The organism is Paraburkholderia sp. GAS42, assembly GCF_050436565.1.
Classification (GTDB): domain Bacteria; phylum Pseudomonadota; class Gammaproteobacteria; order Burkholderiales; family Burkholderiaceae; genus Paraburkholderia.
In genome coordinates this window covers 170255-195852 of record NZ_JBNDML010000002.1, presented here as the reverse complement: position 1 = coordinate 195852, position 25598 = coordinate 170255, and the positions used below count along the sequence as shown (strand labels likewise).

At 61.4% G+C, this 25598-nt stretch carries 20 protein-coding genes and 1 pseudogene; 14 read left to right on the top strand and 7 right to left on the bottom strand.

All coding sequences use genetic code 11. From position 1 onward, the window contains the following. Positions 1-140: 140 nt before the first annotated feature. Positions 141-1586 carry an NAD-dependent succinate-semialdehyde dehydrogenase gene (locus tag P3T16_RS03475; RefSeq protein ID WP_429341402.1) on the bottom strand — a complete coding sequence of 482 codons (1446 nt, stop codon included), beginning with the start codon at positions 1584-1586 and terminating at the stop codon, positions 141-143. Positions 1587-1768: 182 nt separating this feature from the next. Beyond that, the gene (locus P3T16_RS03470; protein ID WP_429254222.1) at positions 1769-2725 is read right to left on the bottom strand and encodes a LysR family transcriptional regulator; all 957 of its coding nucleotides are present in this window, start codon (positions 2723-2725) and stop codon (positions 1769-1771) included. 339 nt (positions 2726-3064) lie between these two features. Here P3T16_RS03470 and P3T16_RS03465 point away from each other — a divergent pair, with 339 nt between their 5' ends. Genes P3T16_RS03465 through aroQ form a run of 3 tightly spaced genes read left to right on the top strand, consistent with a single transcriptional unit; the run spans position 3065 to position 6035 of the window. After that, a complete protein-coding gene (locus P3T16_RS03465) occupies positions 3065-4471 on the top strand; it encodes an MFS transporter (RefSeq protein WP_429254221.1) in 1407 nt (468 codons plus the stop codon). 33 nt (positions 4472-4504) lie between these two features. Beyond that, the gene (locus P3T16_RS03460; RefSeq protein ID WP_429341183.1) at positions 4505-5560 is read left to right on the top strand and encodes a Gfo/Idh/MocA family protein; all 1056 of its coding nucleotides are present in this window, start codon (positions 4505-4507) and stop codon (positions 5558-5560) included. A gap of 37 nt (positions 5561-5597) precedes the next feature. After that, positions 5598-6035: a type II 3-dehydroquinate dehydratase gene (gene aroQ, locus P3T16_RS03455; RefSeq protein WP_429254219.1), complete on the top strand. Its 438-nt coding sequence runs from the start codon at positions 5598-5600 to the stop codon at positions 6033-6035. Positions 6036-6077: 42 nt separating this feature from the next. Here aroQ and P3T16_RS03450 read toward each other — a convergent pair whose 3' ends face one another. Both P3T16_RS03450 and P3T16_RS03445 read right to left on the bottom strand, forming a co-directional pair. After that, on the bottom strand, positions 6078-7139 hold the full coding sequence (locus P3T16_RS03450) for a DMT family transporter (RefSeq protein WP_429254218.1): 1062 nt from the start codon (positions 7137-7139) through the stop codon (positions 6078-6080). A 118-nt stretch (positions 7140-7257) separates the two neighbouring features. Beyond that, positions 7258-8136: an aldo/keto reductase family oxidoreductase gene (locus P3T16_RS03445; RefSeq protein ID WP_429341182.1), complete on the bottom strand. Its 879-nt coding sequence runs from the start codon at positions 8134-8136 to the stop codon at positions 7258-7260. 164 nt (positions 8137-8300) lie between these two features. Here P3T16_RS03445 and P3T16_RS03440 point away from each other — a divergent pair, with 164 nt between their 5' ends. After that, positions 8301-9209, top strand: a complete 909-nt coding sequence (locus P3T16_RS03440) for a LysR family transcriptional regulator (RefSeq protein ID WP_429341181.1) — start codon at positions 8301-8303, stop codon at positions 9207-9209. Between the two features lie 119 nt (positions 9210-9328). Here the strand turns inward: P3T16_RS03440 and P3T16_RS03435 are convergent. Beyond that, a pseudogene (locus P3T16_RS03435) lies at positions 9329-10112 on the bottom strand (hypothetical protein). A gap of 141 nt (positions 10113-10253) precedes the next feature. Here P3T16_RS03435 and P3T16_RS03430 point away from each other — a divergent pair. The 9 genes from P3T16_RS03430 (at position 10254) to P3T16_RS03390 (ending at position 21329) form a co-directional block, all read left to right on the top strand. Continuing rightward, entirely contained in the window at positions 10254-10844 is a 591-nt protein-coding gene (locus P3T16_RS03430; RefSeq protein WP_429341180.1) for a thiamine phosphate synthase, read from the top strand. Between the two features lie 180 nt (positions 10845-11024). Beyond that, the gene (locus P3T16_RS03425) at positions 11025-11285 is read left to right on the top strand and encodes a DUF4148 domain-containing protein (protein WP_429341179.1); all 261 of its coding nucleotides are present in this window, start codon (positions 11025-11027) and stop codon (positions 11283-11285) included. A gap of 520 nt (positions 11286-11805) precedes the next feature. Beyond that, positions 11806-12765, top strand: a complete 960-nt coding sequence (locus P3T16_RS03420) for an HlyD family secretion protein (RefSeq protein ID WP_429341178.1) — start codon at positions 11806-11808, stop codon at positions 12763-12765. Continuing rightward, the gene (locus P3T16_RS03415; RefSeq protein WP_429341177.1) at positions 12762-13706 is read left to right on the top strand and encodes an ABC transporter ATP-binding protein; all 945 of its coding nucleotides are present in this window, start codon (positions 12762-12764) and stop codon (positions 13704-13706) included. The genes P3T16_RS03420 and P3T16_RS03415 overlap by 4 nt, the downstream gene beginning before the upstream one ends. Beyond that, the gene (locus P3T16_RS03410) at positions 13703-14845 is read left to right on the top strand and encodes an ABC transporter permease (protein ID WP_429254210.1); all 1143 of its coding nucleotides are present in this window, start codon (positions 13703-13705) and stop codon (positions 14843-14845) included. Before P3T16_RS03415 ends, P3T16_RS03410 begins: the two co-directional genes overlap by 4 nt. 11 nt (positions 14846-14856) lie before the next feature. Continuing rightward, positions 14857-16317 carry an efflux transporter outer membrane subunit gene (locus tag P3T16_RS03405; protein ID WP_429341176.1) on the top strand — a complete coding sequence of 487 codons (1461 nt, stop codon included), beginning with the start codon at positions 14857-14859 and terminating at the stop codon, positions 16315-16317. Positions 16318-16603: 286 nt separating this feature from the next. Then, positions 16604-17722, top strand: a complete 1119-nt coding sequence (locus tag P3T16_RS03400; protein ID WP_429341175.1) for a purine-nucleoside phosphorylase — start codon at positions 16604-16606, stop codon at positions 17720-17722. Between the two features lie 100 nt (positions 17723-17822). After that, entirely contained in the window at positions 17823-18875 is a 1053-nt protein-coding gene (locus P3T16_RS03395) for a phytoene/squalene synthase family protein (protein ID WP_429341174.1), read from the top strand. Between the two features lie 216 nt (positions 18876-19091). After that, a complete protein-coding gene (locus tag P3T16_RS03390) occupies positions 19092-21329 on the top strand; it encodes an NADP-dependent isocitrate dehydrogenase (protein WP_429254205.1) in 2238 nt (745 codons plus the stop codon). A gap of 195 nt (positions 21330-21524) precedes the next feature. On the opposite strand, the gene zwf is transcribed toward P3T16_RS03390, so the two are convergent. Next, on the bottom strand, positions 21525-22988 hold the full coding sequence (gene zwf, locus P3T16_RS03385) for a glucose-6-phosphate dehydrogenase (RefSeq protein WP_429341173.1): 1464 nt from the start codon (positions 22986-22988) through the stop codon (positions 21525-21527). 282 nt (positions 22989-23270) lie between these two features. Here zwf and P3T16_RS03380 point away from each other — a divergent pair, with 282 nt between their 5' ends. Further along, a complete protein-coding gene (locus P3T16_RS03380) occupies positions 23271-24188 on the top strand; it encodes a pyridoxal-phosphate dependent enzyme (RefSeq protein ID WP_429341172.1) in 918 nt (305 codons plus the stop codon). 52 nt (positions 24189-24240) lie between these two features. Here the strand turns inward: P3T16_RS03380 and P3T16_RS03375 are convergent, their stop codons facing one another. Further along, entirely contained in the window at positions 24241-25452 is a 1212-nt protein-coding gene (locus P3T16_RS03375; protein ID WP_429341171.1) for an aromatic amino acid transaminase, read from the bottom strand. Between the last annotated feature and the right edge of the window lie 146 nt (positions 25453-25598).

The window sequence follows — 25598 nt, the reverse complement described above, 5'->3', positions numbered from 1 at the left end:
GTGTTCAGAAACCGTTTCGTCAAAGCGGCCACTTCATCGCACGTTTCATCGGGCACGAAGTGGCCGCCGTCAAGCAGATGCACTTCGCCGCCCGGGCTGGTGGAAAGTGTCAGGCGGCGGCAATGCAGATAAAGCGCGAGTTATACAGCCATCACCGAAACAGCCTTGGTCACGAGGTAAGCCTCCATCGCTTCCGGGCCGCCTTCGGAACCGTAGCCTGAATCCTTCACGCCACCAAACGGCATTTCCGGCGACGGCGTTGCAGGCTGATTGATCCACAGCATCCCGACTTCCATCTGCTGCGACAGCAGGTGAACATTGCGGAACGACTTCGTGAACGCATAACCCGCAAGCCCATACGGCAGGCGATTCGCTTCAGCGATCGCTTCTTCGAGCGTGTCGAAACCGCGGATTGCCGCGATCGGGCCAAACGGCTCGTTGTTGAACACGTCGGACTCGAGCGACACGTTGGTCAGCACGGTCGGCGCAAAGAAGTTGCCTTCGGCGCCCACGCGCTCGCCGCCGGTCGCGACCGTGGCGCCCGTCGCGCGCGCGTCGTCGACCACCTTGCTCATCGCCGTCAGACGACGCGCATTGGCGAGCGGCCCGAGCGTTGTGCCTTCGGCGAGACCATCGCCCAGTTTCAGGCTTTCAGCGTGCTTCACCAGTGCGCGGGCGAATTCTTCGCGAATGCTGTTGTGCACGAGGAAACGCGTCGGCGAAATGCAGACCTGCCCGGCATTGCGGAACTTCGCGCCGCCCGCCGCTTTCACGGCCAGCGCCACGTCCGCATCTTCAGCGACGATGACGGGCGCGTGACCGCCCAGTTCCATCGTCGCGCGTTTCATGTGCTGGCCAGCGAGTGCGGCCAGTTGCTTGCCGACCGGCGTCGAGCCGGTGAACGTCACCTTGCGGATGACCGGATGCGGAATCAGGTAGCTGGAAATCTCGGCCGGATCGCCGAAAACCAGACCCACCGTGCCCGGCGGCACGCCTGCATCGACGAATGCCTGCAGCAGGCCTGCCGGCGACGCGGGGGTTTCTTCCGGCGCTTTCACGAGGAACGAGCAGCCGCTCGCCAGTGCGGCGCTCAGTTTGCGCACGATCTGGTTGACCGGGAAATTCCACGGCGTGAACGCGGCTACCGGGCCGATCGGCTCCTTCAACACCATCTGTTGCGCCGAAAGATTGCGCGACGGCACGATGCGGCCATATACGCGACGGCCTTCGTCGGCGAACCATTCGATGATGTCGGCTGCGGCGAGCACTTCGACGCGCGCTTCCGCAAACGGCTTGCCCTGTTCCAGCGTCATCAGGCGCGCGATGTCCGCAGCACGTTCGCGCACGAACCCAGCGGCCTTGCGCATCGTGGTGGCACGCTCGTTGGCGGGGACCTTGCGCCATGCCTCGAAACCACTTTGTGCGGCGGCCAGCGCGCGGTCGAGATCGGGAATACCGGCATGCGCAACCTTGCCAATGGGTTGGCCAGTTGCGGGATTGATGACGTCAAGCGTCTTGCCGCTTGCGGCGTCGCACCATTCGTTGTTGATCAGGAGTCGGGTATCGGTATAGGTCGATGTCACGATGTCGGGTTCCAGATAGTGAGGAATGTCAGGCCGCGATCCGTCTGCGGGCCTGTGAGAAACAAGCCGCTGAACCGTTAATGTTATCCGAATGCGTGTCGAGGCGTCGGCAGCGCGGTTTTGCCGGCTGGGTGCAGGTGAGTGCAGGCGGGTGCAGGTATGAGGGCGTTTGTTGCCCGCAGGGCTTACAACCCGCCAACGCCCCGCGTAACCAGCGCGTACGGACCGTTCGTCAACTGCGCCTTAAGGAAGTCGATGCAGACCTGAATCTTCGCGGATGACGACAGCCGTTCCGACGTCACGGCCCACACATCGGCCGACTGCACGTAATCCGGTAACACGCGCACCAGTTCACCCGAGCGCAGGCTGTCCGCAACGTCCCATATCGACACCATGACGACGCCGAAGCCGTCGCGTGCCCACTGCACGACGATGTCGCTGTGATTCGACGCGACCGTGCCCGTCACCTTCACACTCTTTTCGCCATGCGGCCCGGTGAGGCGCCAGACGCCGAAACGGTCGTCGCGCCCCCGAAACAGCAGACAGTCGTGCTGGGCAAGGTCAGTCAGCTCGGCCGGTACGCCGCGGCGTTCGAGATACGCCGGCGCGGCGCACAGAATGCGCGTGCTCTCCACGATCTTGTGCGCGATCAGGTGCGGCTCCTGCACTTCACCCACACGAATGTCGATGTCGAAGTTTTCGCCGACGACATCGGCGCGTCGATCGAGCAGTTCCAGCCAGAGTTCGAGATTGGGATGGAGCGTTCGCAGCATCGAAAGAATCGGCGATACATGGTTACGCCCCAGCCGCAGGCTCGTGCTGATACGCAGCACGCCACGCAATTCGCTGCGACGGTTGGCGAAGGTGTCGGCCATACCCTGTACGTCGTCGAGAATTTTCTGCGCCCACTGCAAGGCAGCCTCGCCGTCGCTGGTCACGCTGACTCTTCGCGTGGTCCGCTGGAAGAGTTTGACGCCAAGACTCGCCTCCATCATTGCGATGCGCTTGCTGACATGCGAAGGCGACAGCCCCATTTCGGTCGACGCGGCGACAAAGCTCCCCTTTCGCGCGATATTGCAGAACAGCTGCAGATCGCGCAGGAAGGAATCATTCGTGGCTGTGAGCGCATTCTGATTTTCCATCTGGCCGCATTGTGTCCGTTCAGAAGCACATTACCCTAGCCGTAACCGCTCCATCACGCAAGCGATGCCGGTTCACACAATGACATCACGGAGACGCACCCGGACGCGCCATCACGCTGTGTTGACCGCCGTTGTCCGGGTGCTCTTCCAGTTATCCCCAGGCTAAACGGCGTGCCGGCGCTTTTTTGAGCGCCTCCCGCCAGTCTGGACCCAGGGAAAACCTTGAGCTGGAAGTTGAAATAAGTTTGTCGGGTAAATCCCGTCTTATAAGGTTTCGTTGCAACGAGGAATATCAAGCAGCCATAGAAGCTGATCCAACATTTCAGGTCAGGAGACAACATGAACACGCAGACAGCATCAGGCGAACGCGAGCATCGCTCGCAGGCGCGTAAGGCGACGGCCAGCGGATGGATCGGCTCGGCGCTCGAGTACTACGACTTCTTTATCTACGCTCAGGCCGCCGCCCTGATTTTCCCCCAGCTGTTCTTTCCGTCGGGCAATCCAAAGATCGCAATCGTCGCCTCGCTGGCGACGTATGGCGTGGGATACGTCGCGCGGCCGATCGGCGCGCTAGTACTCGGACATTGGGGCGACACGCATGGCCGGAAAAACGTGCTGCTGGTCTGTATGTTCCTGATGGGCATCTCGACGATGGCCGTCGGCCTGCTGCCGACTTACCATCAGGTCGGCATGCTTGCGCCCACGTTGCTCGTCGTGCTTCGCCTGATCCAGGGCTTTGCCGTGGCCGGCGAAATCTCGGGTGCAAGTTCGATGATTCTCGAACACGCGCCATTCGGGCGACGTGGTTACTACGCGAGCTTCACACTGCAAGGCGTGCAGGCTGGGCAGATCCTTGCCGCCGCCGTCTTCCTGCCGCTCGCGTACTACATGCCAGAGGATGCATTCAATTCATGGGGCTGGCGCATTCCGTTCCTGCTTAGCGCGGGCGTGCTTGTCGCAGGCTACATCATTCGCCGTGAAGTAAAGGAAACGCCGGTTTTCACGAAGGAAGACGCTAGCGGCGCCGTGCCGAAATCGCCGATCGCCGAAGCATTCCGGCATAACTGGGCAGACATGCTTCGCGTGGTCTGCTGCGCGCTCATGAACGTCATCCCGGTCGTCGCGACCATCTTTGGCGCGGCGTATGCGGTGCAGGCTTCATACGGCATTGGCTTTCACAAGAGCGTGTATCTGTGGATTCCTGTGATCGGTAACATCGTTGCGGTGCTGGTCATTCCGTTCGTGGGCAATCTGTCCGACAGGATCGGCCGGCGCCTGCCGATCGTTGTCGGTGCGCTGGGTTCGGGGCTGCTTGCGTTCGGCTATCTGTATGCGATCAGTATCAAGAACGTGCCGTTTGCGATTGTGATGTCCATACTCATGTGGGGCATCATCTATCAGGGCTATAACGCCATTTTTCCGAGCTTCTATCCGGAACTGTTCCCGGCCCGCTCGCGCGTGACCGCCATGGCCATCGGCCAGAACGTCGGCACGATGATCACGGCGCTGTTGCCTGCGCTCTTCGCGCTGGTCGCGCCTCCGGGTTCTAACAATGTCCCACTGACGATCGGCGCCATCACCTTTGGCGTAACGATCATCGCTGCGATTGCCGCATTCACCGCACGGGAAAGCTACCGCATCCGGCTGTCCGATCTGGGCGAGCCCAATGCGGTGCCCATCGATAAAGCGGATTATGAGCAGCTGCGCGCGAAAACCATGGCGGACACGAAGAAAGCCCTCGCGTAAGCCGTACCGTCTGGATCTAAAAGGAAGAGTGCAATGGAGAAGACCCGGATTGCCGTAGCCGGCGCCGGTTATATCGGGCTCGCTCATATGGCCGTCGCGCAGCAGAGCGACATGTGCACGCTGTCGGCCATCGTCGATCCATCGCCTGCGGCAGAGGCGATTGCGGCGAAACAAGGCGTTCCGCTCTACAGGTCGCTCGAAGAGCTGTTCGAGAAGGATCGCCCTGACGGCGTCATTCTCGCCACGCCTAACCAGTTGCACCTCGAGCACACGTTGACGTGTCTCCAGGCGCGGGTGCCGACGTTGCTCGAAAAACCGGTCACGCCCACTGTCGCGGAAGCCGAGAAGCTGGCGAAGGAAGTGGATCGCACGGGCGTGAAGGTGCTGATCGGCCATCATCGCGCGCACAGTCCGATCATGGCGCGGGCAAAGCAGCTGATCGACGAAGGGCGTCTGGGCAAGCTCGTCGCCGTGATGGGCAGCGCGGTATTTTTCAAGCCGGACCACTATTTCGCCGATGCGCCCTGGCGTCGGCAACCGGGCGCGGGGCCGATCCTGCTCAACATGATTCACGAGGTGCACAACCTGCGGATGCTGTGCGGCGACATCGTCGCGGTGCAGGCGTTTTCATCGCGCGCCACCCGCGGCTTTCCGGTCGAAGATACGGTCTCGATCAACCTGCGCTTCGCAAGCGGCGCGCTCGGCAGTTTCATGCTGTCCGATACCGCAGCCAGCGCGCGCAGCTGGGAGCAGACGTCGCAGGAAAACAAGGCCTACTCAACGTACCCGGACGAAGATTGCTACGTGATCGCGGGAACGTTCGGTTCGCTTTCAGTGCCCACGATGCGGATGAAAACCTATGGCAAGGCGGAAGACCGTTCGTGGTGGAAGCCGTTCGAAACCAGCGTCGCCGATATGACACGCGATGACCCGCTCAAGCTGCAGATCGAGCACTTCACGCGCGTCATTCGCGGCGAAGCCGAGCCGCTCGTGAGCGTGCGTGACGGCCTGCAGAATCTGCGGATTACAGAAGCGATCGCCGAGGCCGCAAGCACGGGGTCGATCGTCGATACAAGCCCTGCTCACTGACGTCATCGACGTCCCTGGACCACCCGAAGGAAGGCTCATGAAAACGTTCGTCATGCTTCACGGCATCAACCACAACATGTTTGGCAAACGCGATCCTGCGCAGTACGGCACCATCACGCTTGAAGAAATCGACAACAGGCTGCAGGCGCTGGGCAAGGAGCTTGGCGTTGAAGTGGAGACGTATCAGACCAACAGCGAAGGCGACATGTGCCTGCGCATCCACAAGGCGTTCACCGACAAGGCCGACGGCGTGCTCATCAACGCCGGCGCGTGGACGCACTATAGCTACGGCATCCGCGATGCGCTGGCGATTCTCACCGTGCCCATCGTCGAAATCCACATGTCCAATATCCATGCGCGTGAAGCGTTCCGCCACCAGTCAGTATTCGGCGAAATCGTCAAAGGACAGATTTGCGGCTTTGGCGTCGACAGCTATCTGCTCGGGTTGAGAGCGGCGGTTGCGGCGACAGCCTGACGCCGCGCTTTCGTGATGGTTACAGCATCGCCCGCCGCGCACTCAGTGCGTGTGACGATGGTGAATGTCCGGATAGTGGGCGTGTGAGTGCGTGACACTCACGTGACGATGGGGATGAACATGCGGTTCTTCCCCATCGTACGGAAACGAATGCGCATGCTGATGATGCTCATCATGGCGATGCGGGTGCGTATGCTCGAGCGGCTCATGCGTATGAAGATGCGCGTGACGCTCACGAATGTGTAGCCACACACCGAGCGCCATGAAAATCGCGGCGAGCCAGAAAAAAATCGACGGACGTTCCGGCCAGATCGCGAGCGAGAGCGCGACGCCGAAGAGCGGCGCTACAGAAAAATACGCGCCGGTTCGCGCTGTGCCAAGGTTACGCAACGCGACGACGAACATCACAAGGCTGACGCCATAGCCCGCGAAGCCCGTCGTCATTGCGGCAAGGATCTTTCCCGCTGAAGGCACATGTGCGCCGACGATCAACGCGATCGAAAGATTCACCGTACCCGCGACCAGCCCCTTGATGCACGCGATGACCGTCGCGTCGTGGGTGGAAACCTTGCGCGTCAGGTTGTTATCGACGGCCCAGCACAGGCAGGCGCACACAATCAGAAGCGCGCCGACGGGGATGGCGCTTGCGCCCGGATGCCAGGACAGCAACACCCCGCCGGCAACAATCGCCACCATCCCGAGAAACACCTGCAGATCGACGTTCTCGCGAAACACGACCCACGCGATGACGGCTGTCAGCACGCCCTCCAGATTCAGGAGGAGCGAAGCCGTTGCCGCCGGCGTCGAAGCCAGCCCGAGCATCAGGAGCGCAGGGCCCGCGATTCCACCCGCGACGATCGCACCGAGCAGCCACGGTACGTCCGCCGCTGGAATGCGGCTTTCGTTCTGATGCGCTTGCGCGGAGCGCCACGTCCGCCGGATGAGCATTGAGACGCCAAGCCCGATGCCGCTTCCCAGATAAAAAAGACCCGCAACCATGAATGGCGAAAGCGAGCCGAGAAGTGCCTTGGCAAGCGGCGTGGTGGCGCCGAACAGAGCGGCCGCGACAAGCGCTGTCAGCGCGGCATTGAAACGGGCGGTCATGGGTGTGTCGGCCTGAATGTCGAAACCGGATGGAGCAAAGCGCCAGGCACCGCCTGGAATCACCCTGCAATAATGCCAGACGCAGGGAACCCCAGAACACATGACGTCGCGGCATCCTTCACATGCTCGCCCCGATCGCATCGAGCTTCGCCAGAATCTCCGGCGAAAGCTTGAGCTCAGCGGCCTTGAGGTTCTCACGCAGATGCGCAACCGACGACGTGCCCGGAATCAGCAGGATATTCGGCGAGCGCTGCAAAAGCCATGCGAGTGCGACCTGCATCGGCGAGGCCTGCAGCGAAGCCGCAGCACTGTCCAAAACCGAAGACTGTAGCGGCGTGAATCCCCCTAGCGGGAAAAACGGCACGAATGCGATGCCTTTTCCTGCGAGGTCGTCGATCATCCCGTCGTCATCCCGACGTGCGAGGTTGTAGTGATTCTGCACGCAGACGATCTCGGTGATCGCCTGTGCTTCAGACAATTGCTGCTGGTTGACATTGCTTAACCCGATGTGGCGAATCAGCCCCTGCCGCTTCAGATCCGCAAGCACCGAAAGCGGCGCCTCGAGCGGCGCATAGGACGGTCTGTCGACCGCGCCCACGCGCAGATTGACGACATCGATTGCGTCGAGGCCCAGATTGCGCAGATTGTCGTGCACGGCGTCGGTCAGCTCTTTTGCCGATAGCGCAACCGGCCATGACTGATCCGGCGCGCGACGGGCGCCGACCTTCGTGACGATCACCAGTCCCTCTGGATACGGATGCAGAGCCTGCCGGATGATCTGGTTAGTCACGTGCGGACCGTAAAAATCGGACGTATCGATGTGATTGATTCCAGCAGCCACCGCCTCGCGCAGAACGGCAACCGCGCCCTCGACATCTTTCGGTGGCCCCCAGACGTGCGGACCCGCCAGCTGCATCGCGCCATATCCGACGCGGTTCACGTTGAGCGCGCCGCCAGCCAGTTTAAAAGTGCCCCCGAGATTCGTATGCGACGTCATTTCAATGCCTCCTTGCTTTCACGATAGTGAGGTCACTATAGGCGTTGGCCAGCTGTACGATAAGTGCATACACTACGCACGGGTTGTGCAAAAATCCGCACAATCCGGCGGGAAGGCGAGCGGCAAAGGTCGGCGTCTCGTGCAGACTTTAAAGGGACCGAATCATGGCGGTGGAACTGGGTGATCTCGCAGCCTTTGTGGCCGTGGCGCGCAATCGGGGTTTCCGGGAAGCGGCGCGTGCAAGCGGATTTTCGGCGTCAGCGCTCAGCACGGCCGTGCGCCGTCTTGAAGCGCAGTTTGGCGTTCTGCTGCTACAACGCACGACACGCAGCGTCACGCTGACCGAGGCCGGCACCCAGATGCTCGAACGACTGGTGCCAGCGCTGGGCGAGGTCGAAGCCGCGATGGACGTCGTCAACGGCTTTCGTGACAGTCCGCGCGGCACGTTACGGCTGAACGTGCCTGCGGTCGTCGCGCGGCTTTTTCTGTCGCCGGTCATCGAGGCGTTCCTGCTCGCGCATCCGGATATCAAGCTCGAAATCACCGTGGACGACACTTTCGTCGACGTGCTGGCCGCAGGTTGCGACGCCGGCGTGCGCTATGAGGAACGCGTCGAACAGGACATGATCGCGGTGCCACTTGGCCCTCGCATGCAACGTTTTGTGGCCGCCGCCTCGCCCGCCTATCTCGACCGCAAAGGACGTCCGCAACATCCGCGCGATCTGCTCGCGCATGCGTGCATACGCCAGCGCTTCACCAGCGGTGCGATGACCCTGTGGGAATTCGAACGACGCGGGAAGATCGTACGAGTGGACCCCACCGGCCCGCTGATCGTGACGGCCGCGGCCTCGGATGTCAGCGTCAGTGCAGCCGTTGCGGGCCTGGGCATTGTGTTTCTGTTTGAGGAGTGGCTGCGACCGGCGATCGATAGCGGAGCACTCGAACCTGTGCTCGAAGACTGGTCGTATCACTTTACCGGGCCATTGCTCTACTACCCGAGCCGACGTTACATGCCCGCACCGCTGCGGGCATTCGTCGATTTCATCAAGGAGACGCGCGAGAAAGCACCATAACGTGCGTTGCGCCCGACGCCACCCGCCACAAACGACGAGGAGTCTGGCATCGCCAGCGCGCGGATTCTGCTGTCGTCAGACTGGCTTTAGCGCGGGTTATATCTGCTTTAAAGGCCGGCTCATTCCGGTACGGCCGTGCTTCCATGCGAGCCGGGCTTGCCCATGCGTTTAGTGCACCACTGCACGAACATCGCAAGCACCGCCGCTTCGGCAAATGTTGTAGTCGGATCTTGATGGTTTAACGCGAGCGAAAGGAACAGACAGAACGCAGCGAACGAAAAGCGGCCCAGCACCATGCCACGCAGCAGCGAGACAACGAATTCAGATCCATGAGCACGATGCGACGAGACCGACAGCACAATCCCAAGTAACGGGAAAAACCGCAAGCAATCCGCTCCACGTCGCGCCAACCCGTCCCGATAGCGCAGTGACGAATAGCGTAAGCGCCGCACCGGCGAGCATTCTTCCCGTCAGATCGGTGCGATCAGGCGGTGCCCCAGCCGAAATGGCGGCACTGCGTGGCAGGAAGGATTGACCAAAAAGGACTGCGGTCAGCGCAACGCACACCGCCCATACTGGCGACACGGGCAGAAGCGACAGGACGCAGGCGGCGACGAACCAGGTTGCCAGTGCAACCAGTAGCGCGGTCGGCCATGGGCGCGAGCGGCACGTCCATGCATAGGCGAAATTGAATGCTTCGGAGGCGAGAATCGCTGAAAGCGACAGCGTCGCGGCACGCGCGCCGAACGCGGGGCCGTGTTCAAGGACAAGAAGATAAAGAATGGGACCGGCAACGACAGGCAGACCGGCAAGCCATCCCGCGATCGATGGGCCCCATCATTTGCCCGACATCGAAACGAACAGCAGAAACAAAGGTACCAGCGTGAGCTTGAGTGCAAGCATGGCAAAAACGCGCGGATATAAAGTCAGATACTACCAAACCGCTTCGATGTATCGGGCATTACCAGACAACACTGGCGACGGCCGATATCGGGTTGCTGTCTGCCTTTACACTGTGCGCTTGCGAAACCTGGCGATGCCCGGATGAAAACCACTCTTAACCTGCCGGACCGATATCTGATCACGCCCGAGCCGGCTGCATTCGAAGCGGACTTCTTCCTCGATCGGCTGGAGCAGGCGCTCCAATCGGGCATTGCGCTCGTGCAACTGCGTAGCAAAACGATGAGCGCCGACCAATATGCAGCGCTGGCAACACAGGCGCTGGATGTCTGTCGTACCTTTAGCGCCAGGATGATCGTGAATCACATCGCCTTCGTTGCCGACACGCTAGGTGCGGATGGAATTCACATCGGCAGCCAGCACCTGATGATGCAAAGAAAACGCCCTGTTTCAGGCAACATTCTGTTTTCCGCCGCCTGTCACAATGCCGCGCAACTGTCTCAGGCCGAAGTGCTTGGCGCGGATTTCGTCACGCTCTCGCCGGTGCTGAAAACACGGACCCACCCAGATGCCGCGCCACTAGGTTGGGACGCGTTCGCTGATCTGCTTGCGCTGACGTCGACGCCTGCGTACGCACTCGGCGGCATGGAGCCTGTACACATCGCTCAGGCGCAGTCAGCTGGCGCGCTCGGGATCGCGGCGATTGGCAGCTTGTGGCCGGGTCCGCGCAGCTAAAGCGTCTCGTCGTTCATGAGTGGTATACCAGTCAGCGACACGCGCCGATGCGACTACGGGCACAGGCATCGCTCACTCATCGCATTGCGCGATGCCCTCTTTCACACGACCCGCCGCCTTTGCTCTGTTCGACGCATCACCTAACATGAAAGGGCGGTTGTCACCGCTCGAGGTGATGTCATGAAATCGGCTATTCGTATTACGTCAGGGGTGCTCGTCGGCGCTTTGTGTCTTGGGTCGGCATTCGCGCAAACTCCGTCGGGCTCTTATGACCCATCAGGTCCGCTGACGCGCGCTCAGGTCCGCGCAGACCTCGTGGCGTGGCGCGCTGCGGGCTACGATCCGTTGGACTGGCTCGACTATCCAGATAACGCGATCCGCGCCGGCCGCATCGTCGCAGCACAGCGCGCGAAGGCGGCGGGGCTCAGCAACGGGCAGTAAAAGCGCCAGCAGGATCGCGCAGCATCACGGCCGCGCGAGCGGCGGTCCCAGAAAGTCGGCGTCCCATCGACGCCCAAACGCTTCAAGTAGCGCGGGATCAGGTTTGCCTCCTTCCATTGCTTCCCCAAGCGTTCAAAGCCAATTGCAGGAATGCGGATCACCGGACATTCCGCGCTTGCGCTAAACGATTTGAACTTCATCCCCGGTTATCGACGTCCCACATCTTCGTTAAGACGATGCGGGCTGCGATCCTGTTCAATAACCTTATTTCAAAGTTCGCTTAAAACAGAACGGACGAAGAACGTTCGCCTTCCCGCCTGCGCGCTACCTCGGCACTCAATTCCGTTCGATCCGTCCGGGTTTCGGATGTTTCGATTGACCCAGGAAACTAAAGCGACGAAAATAGTTTCCATCGAGCCGGGTCGACCTTTCAACAGGTTTGTCCTCTCACCCACTTTCCAGGCGGCATGCGGCCGCAGCGGGCGCCCTTGCAAGCGCGCCCTTCGTCACGGAGCATGTTATGAGCCGCATTTACTGCGTCCCGCTTTCGCTGGTGTTTGCCGCGGTTGTGCTGTCGGCATGCTCACACCACGAGAGCAACGCATATCAGGGTTACGTCGAGGGCGAATTCGTCTATCTCGGCTCGACGCAGTCGGGCAAACTGACGCAGTTGTCAGTCACGCGCGGCGAGACCGTACAGGCAGGCACGCCGCTCTTCACGCTCGAATCGACCGATGAAGCCGCGGCGCTCCAGCAGGCCCAGCAGCAACTCGCTGCCGCGCGCGCACAGCTCGCGGATATCCAGACCGGCAAGCGCGCGCCCGAGGTCAACATCAACCGGGCGCAACTTGCCGAAGCCATCGCGAATGCACGCAAGGCGTCCCTGCAATTGACGCGCGACGAAGCACAGTTCCGTGCTGGCGGTATTGCCAGGGCGCAGCTGGACGATTCACGCGCCAACGCCGATGCCACCGCCGCCCAGGTACGCGAGCTCACCAGTCAGGTGGACGTCGCACGACTGCCCGGCCGTTCGCAGCAGATCACCGCGCAGACCGCGCAGGTTGCCGCCGCGCAGGCCACCGTTGCACAGGCGCAATGGAAGCTCGATCAGAAACGTGTGAACGCACCTGCTGAAGGTCTCGTCTACGACACGCTTTATCGCCTCGGCGAATGGGTGCAGGCGGGTAGTCCGGTCGTACAGATGCTGCCACCGCAAAACGTGAAAGTGCGCTTTTTTGTTCCTGAGGCGATGGTCGGCCAGCTCGCAACCGGCCGGACTCTGACCGTCCATTGCGACGGTTGCGCAGCAGACATACCCGCGAAAGTGACCTTCATATCGAACCAGGCCGAATACACGCCGCCGGTTATCTACAGCAACGAAAGACGGGCGAAGCTGGTGTTTCTCGTCGAAGCGCATCCATCGGTTGCCGATGCAACTAAACTTCATCCGGGCCAGCCCGTCACGGTGTCACTGCAATGAGCACCTCCACGCAGGACCCTGTGATCGACGTGCAGAACCTGAACAAGCACTTCGGCGACAAGCACGTCGTCAACGATGTGTCGTTGCAGGTCGCGCGTGGTGAGATCTTCGGCTTTCTCGGGCCGAACGGCAGCGGCAAAACAACGTCGATCCGCCTGATGTGCGGTTTGCTCACGCCCGATTCCGGCAGCGGCACGTGTCTCGGCTACGACATCCGGCGCGAGAGCGCGCAGATCAAGCGCAACGTCGGCTACATGACGCAAAAGTTTTCGTATTGGGACGACCTGACCATTCGCGAGAATCTCGACTTCGTCGCACGCGTCTATCAGATGCGCAACCGGCGCGAAGCTGTCGACCGCTCGCTCGAATCCCTCGGGCTGCAAAGCCGCGCGAAACAGCTGACGGGTTCTCTGTCAGGCGGCTGGAAACAACGGCTCGCGCTCGCGGCATGCATGCTGCACGAGCCGAAACTGCTGCTGCTCGACGAACCGACTGCTGGCGTCGACCCCACCGCACGACGCGATTTCTGGGAAGAACTGCATCGTCTCGCGGCACGCGGCATTTCGGTGCTGGTCAGCACGCATTACATGGATGAAGCGGAACGTTGTCACAAGCTCGGCTATATCGCATATGGAAGGCTGCTCGCGAAGGGCACGTCGAGCGAAGTGATCGAATCGCAGGATCTCGCGACGTGGGCGATCCACGGCGAGCACCTGAGCACATTGTCCGAACAACTGCGCGCGACGCCCGGCGTCGACCAGACCGTCGTATTCGGCTCTTCGCTGCATGCAAGCGGTCGCGACCATGCCGCGCTTGAAAACGCAATCAAACAGGCGACGGCAGGCACGGCACTGCGCATCGAACCCATCGAAACCGGTCTTGAAGATGTGTTCATCTATCTGATGAGTCACTCGAAGGACAACTTCGGAGCGCCATCGTGAGCACACTCAACCTGTTTTCGCTGACGCGCTGGTGGAGCATCGTCCTCAAGGAATTCCTCCAGTTGCGCCGCGACCGCGTCACGTTCGGCATGATCATCGGTGTGCCGGTCATCCAGCTCGCACTGTTCGGCTTTGCGATCAACACCGACCCGAAGCATCTGCCCACCGCGCTCATCATCGGCGAGCAGAGCGCGTTTTCGCGCAGTTTCGTCGAAGCGATGAAGAACTCCGACTATTTCAATATCGTCGAAACGCTGCCCGACGAGGAAGCCGGCCGCCGTGCGCTCGCGCAGGGTCGCGTGCAGTTCGTGCTGAATGTGCCCGCCGATTTCTCGCGACGTCTGCTACGCGGTGAGCATCCATCATTGCTGGTCGAAGCCGACGCCACCGATCCAACCGCGACGAACACCGCAGTTGCCGCGCTGCCGGGCCTCGTGCAGCCGGTCGCAGACAAGGACATCACCGGACCGCTCGCGCATCTGAACGGCAGCCCGGCGGCATTCAACGTGCAGGTTCACAGCCTGTATAACCCCGAGGGCATCACGCAATACAACGTGGTGCCCGGTTTGATGGGCGTGATCCTGACGATGACGCTCGTGATGATGACCGGCCTCGCAATCACGCGTGAACGCGAGCGCGGCACGATGGAAAACCTGCTCGCGACGCCCGTTTTGCCGATTGAAGTCATGACCGGCAAGATCGTACCTTACGTGATCATCGGCCTCATTCAGGCGTCGATCATTCTCGCCGCGACGCGTTACGTGTTTCACGTGCCATTCGTGGGCAGCCCGATTGCCATCTACCTTGCAGTGCTGCTGTTTATTGCGGCAAATCTGACGGTTGGCATCACGTTATCTTCGCTTGCGCAAAACCAGTTGCAGGCGATGCAGCTTACCGTGTTTTATTTCCTGCCGAACATCCTGCTCTCGGGCTTCATGTTCCCGTTCGCGGGCATGCCGAAATGGGCGCAGTTCCTTGGCAACCTGCTGCCTCTCACCTACTTTAACCGGCTGATTCGCGGCATCCTGCTCAAAGGCAATGGATGGGCGGACCTCTGGCCCTCCGTGTGGCCGGTGGCACTCTTTACGGTGATCGTGATGGCGATTGCGCTGCGCTTCTATCGGCGCACGCTCGACTAGGAGAAACGTCGATGAAACCCCTCGCATTCCTGTGCGCCATCGCGCTGTGCGGCTGCACCGTCGGCCCGGATTTTCACGCTCCCGCCGCGCCAGACAGTGAGACCTATACGCGCGAAACGCTGCCTGCTACGACCGCAGCTGCCAGTGGCGCGGCAGGATCGTCGCAAACATTGACTACGGCCGCGCACGCCACGCCGATGTGGTGGGAGCAATTCCATTCGGATTCGCTCAACCGTATCGTCGACGAGGCCTTGCAGCAAAGCCCCACTCTCACACAGGCCCGTGCAAAACTGGTCGAAGCGCGTGAAGACTACAACGCACAGTTCGGCTCGACGCAGTTCCCGAGCGTCGATGCGACCCTCTCCGGCACGCGGCAACAGGTCGATCTCGCTGCATTCGGCATTCCGCACGTGCAGAATCCGGGGCCGTTTTCGCTGTTCAATGCGTCCGTTAGCGTGTCATACGCGTTCGATATTTTTGGCGTCAACCGTCGCGCGCTCGAGGCGACCATGGCGCAGGTCGATTACGCGGGGTACGAACTTGACGCAGCGCGGCTTTCGATTGCGGGCAATGTCGTCTCGACCGCCGTGCGACGCGCATCGTTGCAACAACAGATTGCGCTCACCCAGCAGCTCGTCGACACGCAGACAAACCAGCTTGCCATCATCGAGGCACGCTTCGCGGCGGGTGGCGTTTCGCAACTCGACGTGCGCACCCAGCGCACGCTGCTGGCCCAGACGCGCGCATCGCTGCCGCCGCTCAGGACGCAACTCGCCCAGGCCGATCATCAACTTGCGATCCTGCTTGGCGTGGCGCCATCGAAAGCGGACTTCGCCGAACTCACGCTGGATTCGCTCCATCTGCCCGACACTGTGCCGCTCACGCTGCCGTCGACGCTCGCACGTGAGCGTCCCGACATCCGTGCATCTGAGGCGCTGTTGCATCAGGCGAGCGCGAACGTGGGCGTGGCGACGGCCAATCTGTATCCGCAGTTTTCGCTCTCAGCGGGGATCGGTTCGGAGCGCACAAATGTGCAGGACGTGGTGAGCGGATTGAACATCTGGAACATTGGGCTGAATCTCACGCAACCTGTTTTCCGCGGCGGCGAGCTGCGGGCAAAGAAGCGTTCGGCACAGGCCGCCTATGACGCCGCGCTCGCCGGCTATCAGCAAACGGTGCTCCAGGCACTGCAACAGGTCGCGGATACGCTGACAGCGCTAAATGAAGACGCACGCGAACTGCAGGCGCGCGACGACGCCGCGAAGCAGGCGCAAGCGAGCCTCGACATCGCGCATGCGCAATATGCTGCGGGCGGAGTCAGCCAGTCTGGGCTTCTCGACACGCAGCGTCAGGTGCTACAGACTTCGATCGACCGGACCCGCGCGCAGGCCGACCGCCTGGCCGATACGGCTGCACTGTTCCAGTCGTTGGGTGGCGACTGGCAGAGCGTCGAAAACCAGGCCCTGAAATGAATGAATGCGTTTCTCCCTTTGACGCTAGCGCGACGCGTTCGTGGATAGCGCGGTCGATCGTACTATGCATGCCGCATCAGCGCACATCCATGAGCAGAATTGACCAGGCGGTGAAGCGTGGCGCATGGCCCATACCGTGTCGCGTAGCCATCGAATCATCCAGTGGACCGTATGATTTTTTGCGTCCTATACTCCTCAACCGGGAACATGGATGGACACAGCGTCCCGGATGCGACGTCCAACCGCCCGCTCATACATCCGCCTTCCAACCTGAGGGAGCCGCCCGATGAACGTGATAACGCAGTTCAAGAAAGCCCTGGTTCACCGCAACCCGCACGGGACACCTGTCGCACGGACCGCAATCGCGGCAACATTCGTCGCAGCCTGCACATTCGGGGTGTGTTTGCCGGGTGTCGCGCAGGATTCCGAGGCCTTCGGCCGCCCCGCCGGTGGCAGCCACGACGTGAAAGTGATGATCATCTCGATGTTCGGACCGGAAGGACAGGTGTGGCTCGACCACCTCGGTCCATGGAAAGCCATCAAGGTGCCCGGACTCTCTCCCGACTACCCCGAAGTGCATTGCAACCGCCAGGACATCTGCGTCATGACGACGGGGATGGGACACTCGAACGCGGCCGCATCGCTGATGGCGCTCACCTTCTCCGATAAATTCAACCTGCGCCGCACGTACTTCATGATTGCGGGCATCGCGGGAATCGATCCGGCGCAGGGCACGCTCGGATCGGCGGCATGGGCGAAGTACCTGGTTGATTTCGGCATTCAGTGGGAAATCGACGCCCGCGAAAAGCCTGATAGCTGGCCCAGCGGCTTCCTTGGCATCAACACGAAATCGCCCACGGACAAGCCGCCGCTCGATTACCGCACTGAAGTCTTCGCGCTGAACGCAACGCTTGCCGATACAGCGTACAAGCTTTCGCAAAACGTGACGCTGCTGGATAGCCCAGACGCGCAGAACGCGCGCGCAAAGTTCAACTACGCGCCGGCCAACCAGCCGCCGAAGGTGATCCAGTGCGACACGCTGGCGGGCGATACCTGGTGGTCGGGTAAATACATCGGCGAGCGCGCGCGGTACTGGACCAAGCTGCTGACCGATGGCCAGGGCACGTACTGCACGACCCAGCAGGAAGACAACGCAACGTATGAGGCGCTCAAGCGCGCGGCGAGCACCGGGCGTGTCGATCTGAGTCGCGTCGCGGCGCTCCGTTCGGGTTCGGATTTTGATCGGCCTTATGACGGCCAGAGTGCTTCCGATAACCTCCTCAACTATGCGGCGCAGGGTGGCTTCGGGCCGGCTATCGAGAATCTCTATCGAGCCGGCAATCCGCTCGTGCAGGACATCGCCACGCACTGGGGCGAATGGCGCGAGGGGGTGCCGTCGCGTTGACGGGTCGGGCGGGCCGGTCGCGGAAAGAGCGAACGAAAGCAGTTTGCCAGGTACAATCCGGCAGCGTTTGATTTTCCAATACCGACCCGAACCCACCTCTATGCGTAACCCTGCCCGGGCCTTCCTTCTCGGCCCGCTCCTGAAGGGCGTCTCACGTTCCTTCTACCTCACGCTGCGCGTACTGCCGATCGGAATGCGCGATCCGGTCGGCCTCGCGTACCTTCTGGCGCGTGCTGCGGACACGATTGCGGATACCTCGCTGATTCCGCCCGGGCAAAGACTGGAGATGCTGCTGGCGCTTCGCGCGCAGGTCAATGGCGCCGCAGACGACGATGCGCTCCTGCACCGCATGGCCGTGGAAGTAGCGGCGCAGCAGACGCATTCAGACGAAAAGGTTCTGCTCGAGTCGCTCGGCCCTGCTCTGGCCGTACTCGCGCAATTGAGCGAGTCCGATCGGGACGCGGTGCGTGAGATCGTGTCGACGCTGACCGAAGGCATGGAATTCGATCTCCGTACGTTCCCAGATGAGTCGTCGGGGCAGATTGTCGCGTTACGCGAATTCGAGGCGCTCGACCGGTACACGTATCTGGTGGCGGGATGCGTCGGGGAATTCTGGACGAAGATGACCTGGGCGCATATCCCGGGCACACTCAAAGGCGAGCCCGATACGACGTTGAATCGTGGCGTACGTTTCGGCAAGGCGCTGCAACTGACCAACGTCCTGCGCGATTGCGGCAAGGATCTGCGTATTGGCCGCTGCTACATTCCGTCGACGATGCTGGACCCGTTCGGTCTGAGTCCGCAGGATCTGCTGCTGCCGAAGCATTCAGTTCGCGCGCAGCCGCTCATGTTCGAACTTGTCCGCAAGACGCTCGATCATTTTCGCGAGGCGGTCGAATACACGCTCGCCATTCCGGCGCATTCGGTGCGGCTGCGGCTGGCCTGTTTGTGGCCCATTGTGATCGGGCTGGAGACGCTATTGCTGCTGGTCGATAACGACGCGTGGCTCGATCCGGCGAAGGTCTCCAAGGTGAAACGGAACACGGTGTATCAGGTCATCGCGTATTCGATACCGGTCGTAGCGTCAGACAGACTGATCCGTGGCTGGACCGGACGGTTGATGGGAAGGATCGAAAACCGGTTGGGGCGCTGAACGCAGCGATACGCAACGCCGACACCGCACGGCAAGTCCGACCACACGACACTTTCACACGCCCGACCCCGTCTGCAGGTAAAATTTGCGTTTTTGCGTTTGCAGTGCGAGGCAAAGTCCTTGCGAATGCAAAATCAGGCAAAATTCGGTCATTGGTGCCGGCGTGTGCGCGGCCGGCGGCTTTTCCCACCCTGTTTTCTGTTCTAGAGACACGCGATGAGTACCCAGCAACCCACGATTATCTACACCCTCACCGACGAAGCGCCCCTGCTGGCGACCCGTGCATTCCTGCCCATCATCCGCACGTTCACCGCGCCGGCTGGAATCAACGTCACCACCAGCGATATCTCGGTGGCTGGCCGCATCCTGGGTGAGTTCCCGGAGTTTCTGACCGAAGAACAACGCGTGCCGGACAACCTGGCCGAACTCGGCCGTCTGACGTTGCTGCCGGACACCAACATCATCAAGCTGCCGAACATCAGCGCGTCCGTGCACCAGCTGGTCGGCGCGATCAGGGAACTGCAGGGCAAGGGCTACAAGGTGCCGGATTTCCCGGAAGAGCCGAAGACCGAAGCCGAGAAAGCGATTCGCCAGCGCTACTCCCGATGCCTCGGCAGCGCCGTGAATCCGGTGCTGCGCGAAGGCAACTCTGATCGCCGCGCACCCGCCGCCGTGAAGAACTACGCGCGCAAGAACCCGCACAGCATGGGTGAATGGAGCATGGCTTCGCGCACGCACGTGGCGCACATGAAGCATGGCGACTTCTATCATGGCGAAAAATCCATGACCGTGAACGGCGCCCGCGACGTGAATATGGAACTGGTCACGAAGAGCGGCAAGACGATCGTGCTGAAGTCGAAGGTGCCGCTGCTGGACGGCGAAATCATCGACAGCATGTTCATGAGCAAGAACGCGCTGTGCGACTTCTACGAAGAACAGATGGAAGACGCACGCAAAACCGGCGTGATGTTCTCGCTGCACGTGAAGGCAACGATGATGAAGGTCTCGCACCCGATCGTCTTCGGTCACGCAGTGAAGATCTTCTACAAGGAAGCCTTCGAGAAACACGGCAAGCTGTTCGACGAACTGGGCGTGAACGTCAACAACGGTCTCGTCAACCTGTACGACAAGCTGGAATCGCTGCCGAGCTCCAAGCGCGAAGAAATCATCCGCGACATGCACGCCTGTCACGAACATCGCCCGGAACTGGCCATGGTGGATTCGGCCAAGGGCATCTCCAACCTGCACGCACCGAACGACGTGATCGTCGACGCGTCGATGCCGGCAATGATCCGTATCGGCGGCAAGATGTGGGGCGCCGACGGCCGTCCGAAGGACACGAAGGCTGTGATCCCGGAAAGCACGTTTGCCCGCATCTATCAGGAGATCATCAACTTCTGCAAGACGAACGGCAACTTCGACCCGGTCACGATGGGCACGGTGCCCAACGTCGGGCTGATGGCGCAGCAGGCTGAAGAATACGGTTCGCACGACAAGACGTTCGAAGTGCCGGAAGCCGGCGAAGCCCGCATCGTCGACAATGCAACGGGCGAAGTACTGCTGGTGCAGACCGTCGAGCAAGGTGACATCTGGCGCATGTGCCAGGTCAAGGACGCGCCGATCCGCGACTGGGTCAAGCTCGCCGTGACACGCGCGCGCAACTCCGGCATGCCGGCCGTGTTCTGGCTCGACCCGTACCGTCCGCACGAAGCCGAGATGATCAAGAAGGTCGAGACCTACCTCAAGGATCACGACACCGAAGGCCTCGACATCCAGATCATGTCGCAGGTACGCGCGATGCGTTACACGCTGGAACGCGTGATCCGCGGTCTGGATACGATCTCGGTCACAGGCAACATCCTGCGCGATTACCTGACCGACCTGTTCCCGATCATGGAACTGGGCACCAGCGCCAAGATGCTCTCCATCGTCCCGCTGATGGCCGGCGGCGGCATGTACGAAACCGGTGCAGGCGGCTCGGCGCCGAAGCACGTCAAGCAACTGGTGGAAGAGAACCACCTGCGCTGGGATTCGCTGGGTGAATTCCTGGCGCTGGCTGTGTCGCTGGAAGAACTCGGCATCAAGACCGGCAACGGCAAGGCCAGGATCCTGGCCACGACGCTGGATGCCGCGACGGGCAAGCTGCTGGAGAACAACAAGAATCCGTCGCCCAAGACCGGGCAGCTGGACAACCGTGGCAGCCAGTTCTACCTCGCGATGTACTGGGCCCAGGAACTCGCGGCACAAACCGATGACGCAGCGCTCGCCGCACAGTTCGCGCCGCTGGCGAAGCAACTGACCGGGAACGAGCAGACCATTGTCGGCGAACTGTCGGCTGTGCAAGGCGAAGCGGCAGACATCGGTGGCTACTATCGTCCGGACGCCGAAAAGCTCGACGCCGTCATGCGTCCGAGCAAAACGCTGAACGCCGCGCTGGCCGCGGCTCAGGGTTAAAGGCGGCGGGTGCGCCTGTCGTAGTCGATCAACGCGGCTCCCCGGCTCCTGTCAGGCACCGCGTTGATCGTCCCTTCCGGCTCGCAGCCGGAAGGGTGACCGGACCGAAGTATCGTGAGAACTGTCCCGCAGTTCGAACCGGTTTCCTGGCACACACACCCCTCTCGCAACATCCCGCCGGCATCTCGAACGATGTCAGTTCCCCGCCTTGTTTGGATCCCGCCAGGCCCGCTCGAACGGAAGCCGCCACGCACGCGGCGCGACGAGTTGATGGATCGCATTCGGCCCCCATGACCCCGGCGCATAGAAGCGAACCGGTGGCGGCGATTCGAGCAATGCGGTCGACACCTGCCACAGCCGCTCGATGCCCTCGGCCGTCGTGAACAGCGTGCGATCTCCGCGCATGGCGTCGAGGATCAACCGCTCGTACGCTTCAAGCACATCGCCAATCAGCCCCGTGTCATGCATCGCGAACTGGAGACTCAGTTTGTCCAGCCGCATGCCGGGACCCGGACGTTTGCCGTAAAACGAAAGCGACATCTTCGATGCGTCAGCCAGATCGAATGTCAGATGATCGGGGCCTTGCGCGCCGACGCCTGATCCCGCCGGGAACATACTCTTTGGCGGCTCGCGAAACGCGATGGAAATGATCCGTTGCCCTTCCGCCATGCGCTTCCCGGTGCGCAGATAGAACGGCACGCCGGCCCAGCGCCAGTTATCGATCGAGCATTTCAGCGCGATGAAGGTCTCCGTTTCCGATTCGGCGCCGACGCCCTCCTCCGCCCGATACCCTGTGTACTGTCCGCGCACGACGTCGCCCGGCTGGATGGGCAGCATGCTGCGAAATACCTTGTTCTTTTCTTCGCTGATCGGCGAAGGCTCAAGCGATGTCGGCGGCTCCATCGCCATGAACGCGAGGATCTGGAACAGGTGCGTGACCACCATGTCGCGAAACGCGCCCGTCTGCTCGTAGAATCCCGCGCGCTTGCCGAGCCCGAGCGTCTCCGGGACGTCGATCTGAACGTGGTCGATGAAGTTGCGATTCCAGATAGGTTCGAAAAGACCGTTCGCGAAGCGGAACGCGAGAATGTTCTGTGCGGGCTCTTTCCCAAGGAAGTGGTCGATCCGGAAAATCTGCTCTTCCTCGAACACTTCGTGCAGCTTCGCGTTCAGCGATACCGAACTCACCAGATCGGTGCCAAAGGGCTTTTCCATGATGATCCGCGAGCGCTCGACAAGACCCGCCTCACTCAGCATCCGCACGGCGGACAACGCAGCGCTCGGCGGTACGCTCAGATAATGCAGGCGTCGGCACTCGCCTTCGAATGTCTGCTCAGCCCTCTCGACCGCTGCCTTGAGGGCGCTCGCGCCTGCGCCTAGCGGCAGATAATCGAGGTTGCCCGCGAAGGTATTCCATTCCGCCTCGACGATCTTGCGGGAAGAAAACTCATTGAGCGATTCGCGTGCTATCTGGCGAAAAGCATCGGGGGCGATGTCCTCGAGCGCGACCGCGATGATCCGGCAACCCGGAATGAAACCCGCACTCGACAGATGGAACAGACCGGGCAACAGCTTGCGTCGCGCCAGATCACCTGTGGCCCCGAAGAGGACGACAACCTGTGGAAACCGCGGACCCACTCCAGGAGAGATCTTCGCCATCGTGCAAATCCTTTCAGATGAACGACGTTTGACGACACGGATGCGAGCTGAAGGTAGCCCCGCCGGGAACTGGCGCTTTAAGGCGGCGGCGAGCGGCGAGTCTTGCGCCGACGTTCCGCCAGTCTACGCTGAGCCAGATAAAAAGCGGGCCGGTTTTGGGGCCGGCCGCTCATGGCAGAACCTGCTCCCACGGTCGACGGCCGGAATCGCCCCGTTACCATGGCGACGCATCGATCGGGCATTTCAGGTACGCTCAGGTACGCCTTGTTTTCCGGATTTCCAATGCCGCTCCATATTCAAACACCGTTACTCACCTCCCAGCCTCTTAGCCTCGCCGCCGGCGCCTCCGTCCTTCTCAAGCTCGACGCACTGCAGCCTGCAGGATCGTTCAAGATTCGCGGAATCGGCTACGCGTGCGAAGAATATGCACGCCGGGGCAAGCGGCGCTTCATTTCTTCTTCTGGCGGTAACGCGGGCATCGCAGTAGCGTATGCCGCGCGGCGGCTTGGTCTGCCTGCCATTGTGATCGTTCCGCAAACCACCACTCAGCGGGCGAAAGACCTGATCGCACTGGAAGGCGCCGAAGTGATCGTGCACGGCGCGACGTGGCAGGAAGCGAATGGTAAGGCACTGTCACTGGTCGGTGAAACGGATGCATTCATCCATCCGTTCGACGATCCACTGCTATGGACCGGCCACGCGACGGTCATCGACGAAATCGTTGCAGCCGGCGAAGAACCCGACGCAGTGGTGCTTTCGGTGGGCGGCGGCGGGCTGCTTTGTGGCGTCCACGAAGGTCTGCGCCGCAACGGGCTCGCACACGTTCCCATCATCGCAGTGGAGACGGAAGGTGCGGCCTCGCTCGCGCAGTCGGTTAAGGCAGGCAGGCGAATCGAACTGGACGCTATTCGCAGCGTCGCAACATCGCTGGGGGCGAAGCAGGTCTCGGAGCAGGCCTTCGCCCTTGCAATGACCGCGGATATCCGGCCTGTCACAGTCACGGACCACGCCGCCGTGACGGCATGCAAGCGCTTTCTCGACGATCACCGCGTGCTGGTCGAACCCGCATGTGGCGCGAGTCTCGCGCCGGTCTACGACCACGCGGCCGTACTGAACGGTTTCAGCAAGGTGCTCGTGATCGTCTGCGGTGGGGTCGGCGTGACGGCCTTCCAGCTCGATCAGTTCCTTGCAGCGGCCTGACGACGCAACGCGGGCGTACCAGCACGATCGATTTGTCGGACGAACGTCTTGATTATTCCTTCGCGCCGGGATTCGCGGCTACCGATGCGATTGCGGACGCCACATAGTCGACATTCTGCTGATTGAGGCCCGCGACGCACATCCGTCCCGAGCGCAGCAGATAGATCGCATGTTCATCGCGCAGCCTGTCGACCTGCTGCTCGCTCAGCCCTGTGTACGTGAACATGCCAACCTGCGATTGATAGCGTTCGCGCAACACTTCGTCGACATGCCCGGCAAGTCCGCCGTGGATCTTGCCGCGCATCGCCTTGATTCGCTGCCGCATGGTGGCGAGTTCGTTTTCCCAGGCTGCGCGCAGCGAAGCATCCGACAGAACGCCTGCTACCAGCTTCGCACCGTGCGTGGGCGGACTGCTGTAGTTCGAGCGGATCGCGAAGGTTAGTTGCCCGAGCACGCGCTGCGCCTGTTCAGCGTCGCGGCAGACGACGCTCAGCGCGCCGCAACGCTCGCCGTACAACGAAAAGTTCTTCGAGAACGAACTGGCTACGATCAGTGGCACACCGGCGTCCGCCAGCTGGCGCACACAGGCGGCATCTTCTTCGAGTCCATCGCCGAAACCCTGGTATGCCATGTCGACAAATGCGATGAGCTTCCGGCGCTGAAGTACGGGTATCAGTTCAGCCCATTGCGACCGGTCGAGATCGACGCCCGTCGGGTTGTGACAGCAGGCATGCAGCAGGACGACGCTACGCTCGGGTAAGGCGTCGATCGCGTCACGCATCGCATCGAAGCGCAGACCACCCGTGTCCGGGTCGTAGTACGGGTAGCTGTTGACGGTAATGCCAGCGCCTTCAAACACCACGCGATGATTCTCCCAGCTCGGATCGCTGATCCATATCTGCGAAGCCGGCAAGTGCCGGTGCAGGAAATCAGCGGCCACCTTGAGTGCGCCGGAGCCGCCGAGCGTCTGGAGCGTCGCGATGCGGCCGGCAAGACGTGCGTCATGGTTTGCGCCAAAGACCAGCGCCTGGGCGGCGTCACGATAGCCGGTATGACCCGCCATCGGCAGATAGCTGCGCGGCGACACGGTCTGGAGCAGCGAGGCTTCGACAGCCTGCACCGCACTCATCACGGGCAGCCTGCCCGCATCGTCGAAATACACGCCGATGCTCAGGTTTACCTTGTTGGTACGCGGATCGCGCTGGAAGTCTTCGTTCAGGGAAAGAATCGGATCGCCGGCATAAGCTGGCACATTTTCGAACATGGCCTTCTTCCTTCATGTATGGCAGCGGGCGCGCGGATTACGATATGCCCGACCCTGCGAGCTTATCCGACTGATCGCAAAGTGCACAGGCCAATAAGGATCAAATCCATGCTCTATCGGCTCAATCGTCAGCCGTTCGCGCGCTG

Coding starts and splice junctions, on each gene's coding strand:
- P3T16_RS03470 (WP_429254222.1), bottom strand. CDS start 2,725: ATGGAAAATCAGAATGCGCTCACAGCCACGAATGATTCCTTCCTGCGC.
- P3T16_RS03465 (WP_429254221.1), top strand. CDS start 3,065: ATGAACACGCAGACAGCATCAGGCGAACGCGAGCATCGCTCGCAGGCG.
- P3T16_RS03460 (WP_429341183.1), top strand. CDS start 4,505: ATGGAGAAGACCCGGATTGCCGTAGCCGGCGCCGGTTATATCGGGCTC.
- aroQ (WP_429254219.1), top strand. CDS start 5,598: ATGAAAACGTTCGTCATGCTTCACGGCATCAACCACAACATGTTTGGC.
- P3T16_RS03450 (WP_429254218.1), bottom strand. CDS start 7,139: ATGACCGCCCGTTTCAATGCCGCGCTGACAGCGCTTGTCGCGGCCGCT.
- P3T16_RS03445 (WP_429341182.1), bottom strand. CDS start 8,136: ATGACGTCGCATACGAATCTCGGGGGCACTTTTAAACTGGCTGGCGGC.
- P3T16_RS03440 (WP_429341181.1), top strand. CDS start 8,301: ATGGCGGTGGAACTGGGTGATCTCGCAGCCTTTGTGGCCGTGGCGCGC.
- P3T16_RS03430 (WP_429341180.1), top strand. CDS start 10,254: ATGAAAACCACTCTTAACCTGCCGGACCGATATCTGATCACGCCCGAG.
- P3T16_RS03425 (WP_429341179.1), top strand. CDS start 11,025: ATGAAATCGGCTATTCGTATTACGTCAGGGGTGCTCGTCGGCGCTTTG.
- P3T16_RS03420 (WP_429341178.1), top strand. CDS start 11,806: ATGAGCCGCATTTACTGCGTCCCGCTTTCGCTGGTGTTTGCCGCGGTT.
- P3T16_RS03415 (WP_429341177.1), top strand. CDS start 12,762: ATGAGCACCTCCACGCAGGACCCTGTGATCGACGTGCAGAACCTGAAC.
- P3T16_RS03405 (WP_429341176.1), top strand. CDS start 14,857: ATGAAACCCCTCGCATTCCTGTGCGCCATCGCGCTGTGCGGCTGCACC.
- P3T16_RS03400 (WP_429341175.1), top strand. CDS start 16,604: ATGAACGTGATAACGCAGTTCAAGAAAGCCCTGGTTCACCGCAACCCG.
- P3T16_RS03395 (WP_429341174.1), top strand. CDS start 17,823: ATGCGTAACCCTGCCCGGGCCTTCCTTCTCGGCCCGCTCCTGAAGGGC.
- P3T16_RS03390 (WP_429254205.1), top strand. CDS start 19,092: ATGAGTACCCAGCAACCCACGATTATCTACACCCTCACCGACGAAGCG.
- zwf (WP_429341173.1), bottom strand. CDS start 22,988: ATGGCGAAGATCTCTCCTGGAGTGGGTCCGCGGTTTCCACAGGTTGTC.
- P3T16_RS03380 (WP_429341172.1), top strand. CDS start 23,271: ATGCCGCTCCATATTCAAACACCGTTACTCACCTCCCAGCCTCTTAGC.
- P3T16_RS03375 (WP_429341171.1), bottom strand. CDS start 25,452: ATGTTCGAAAATGTGCCAGCTTATGCCGGCGATCCGATTCTTTCCCTG.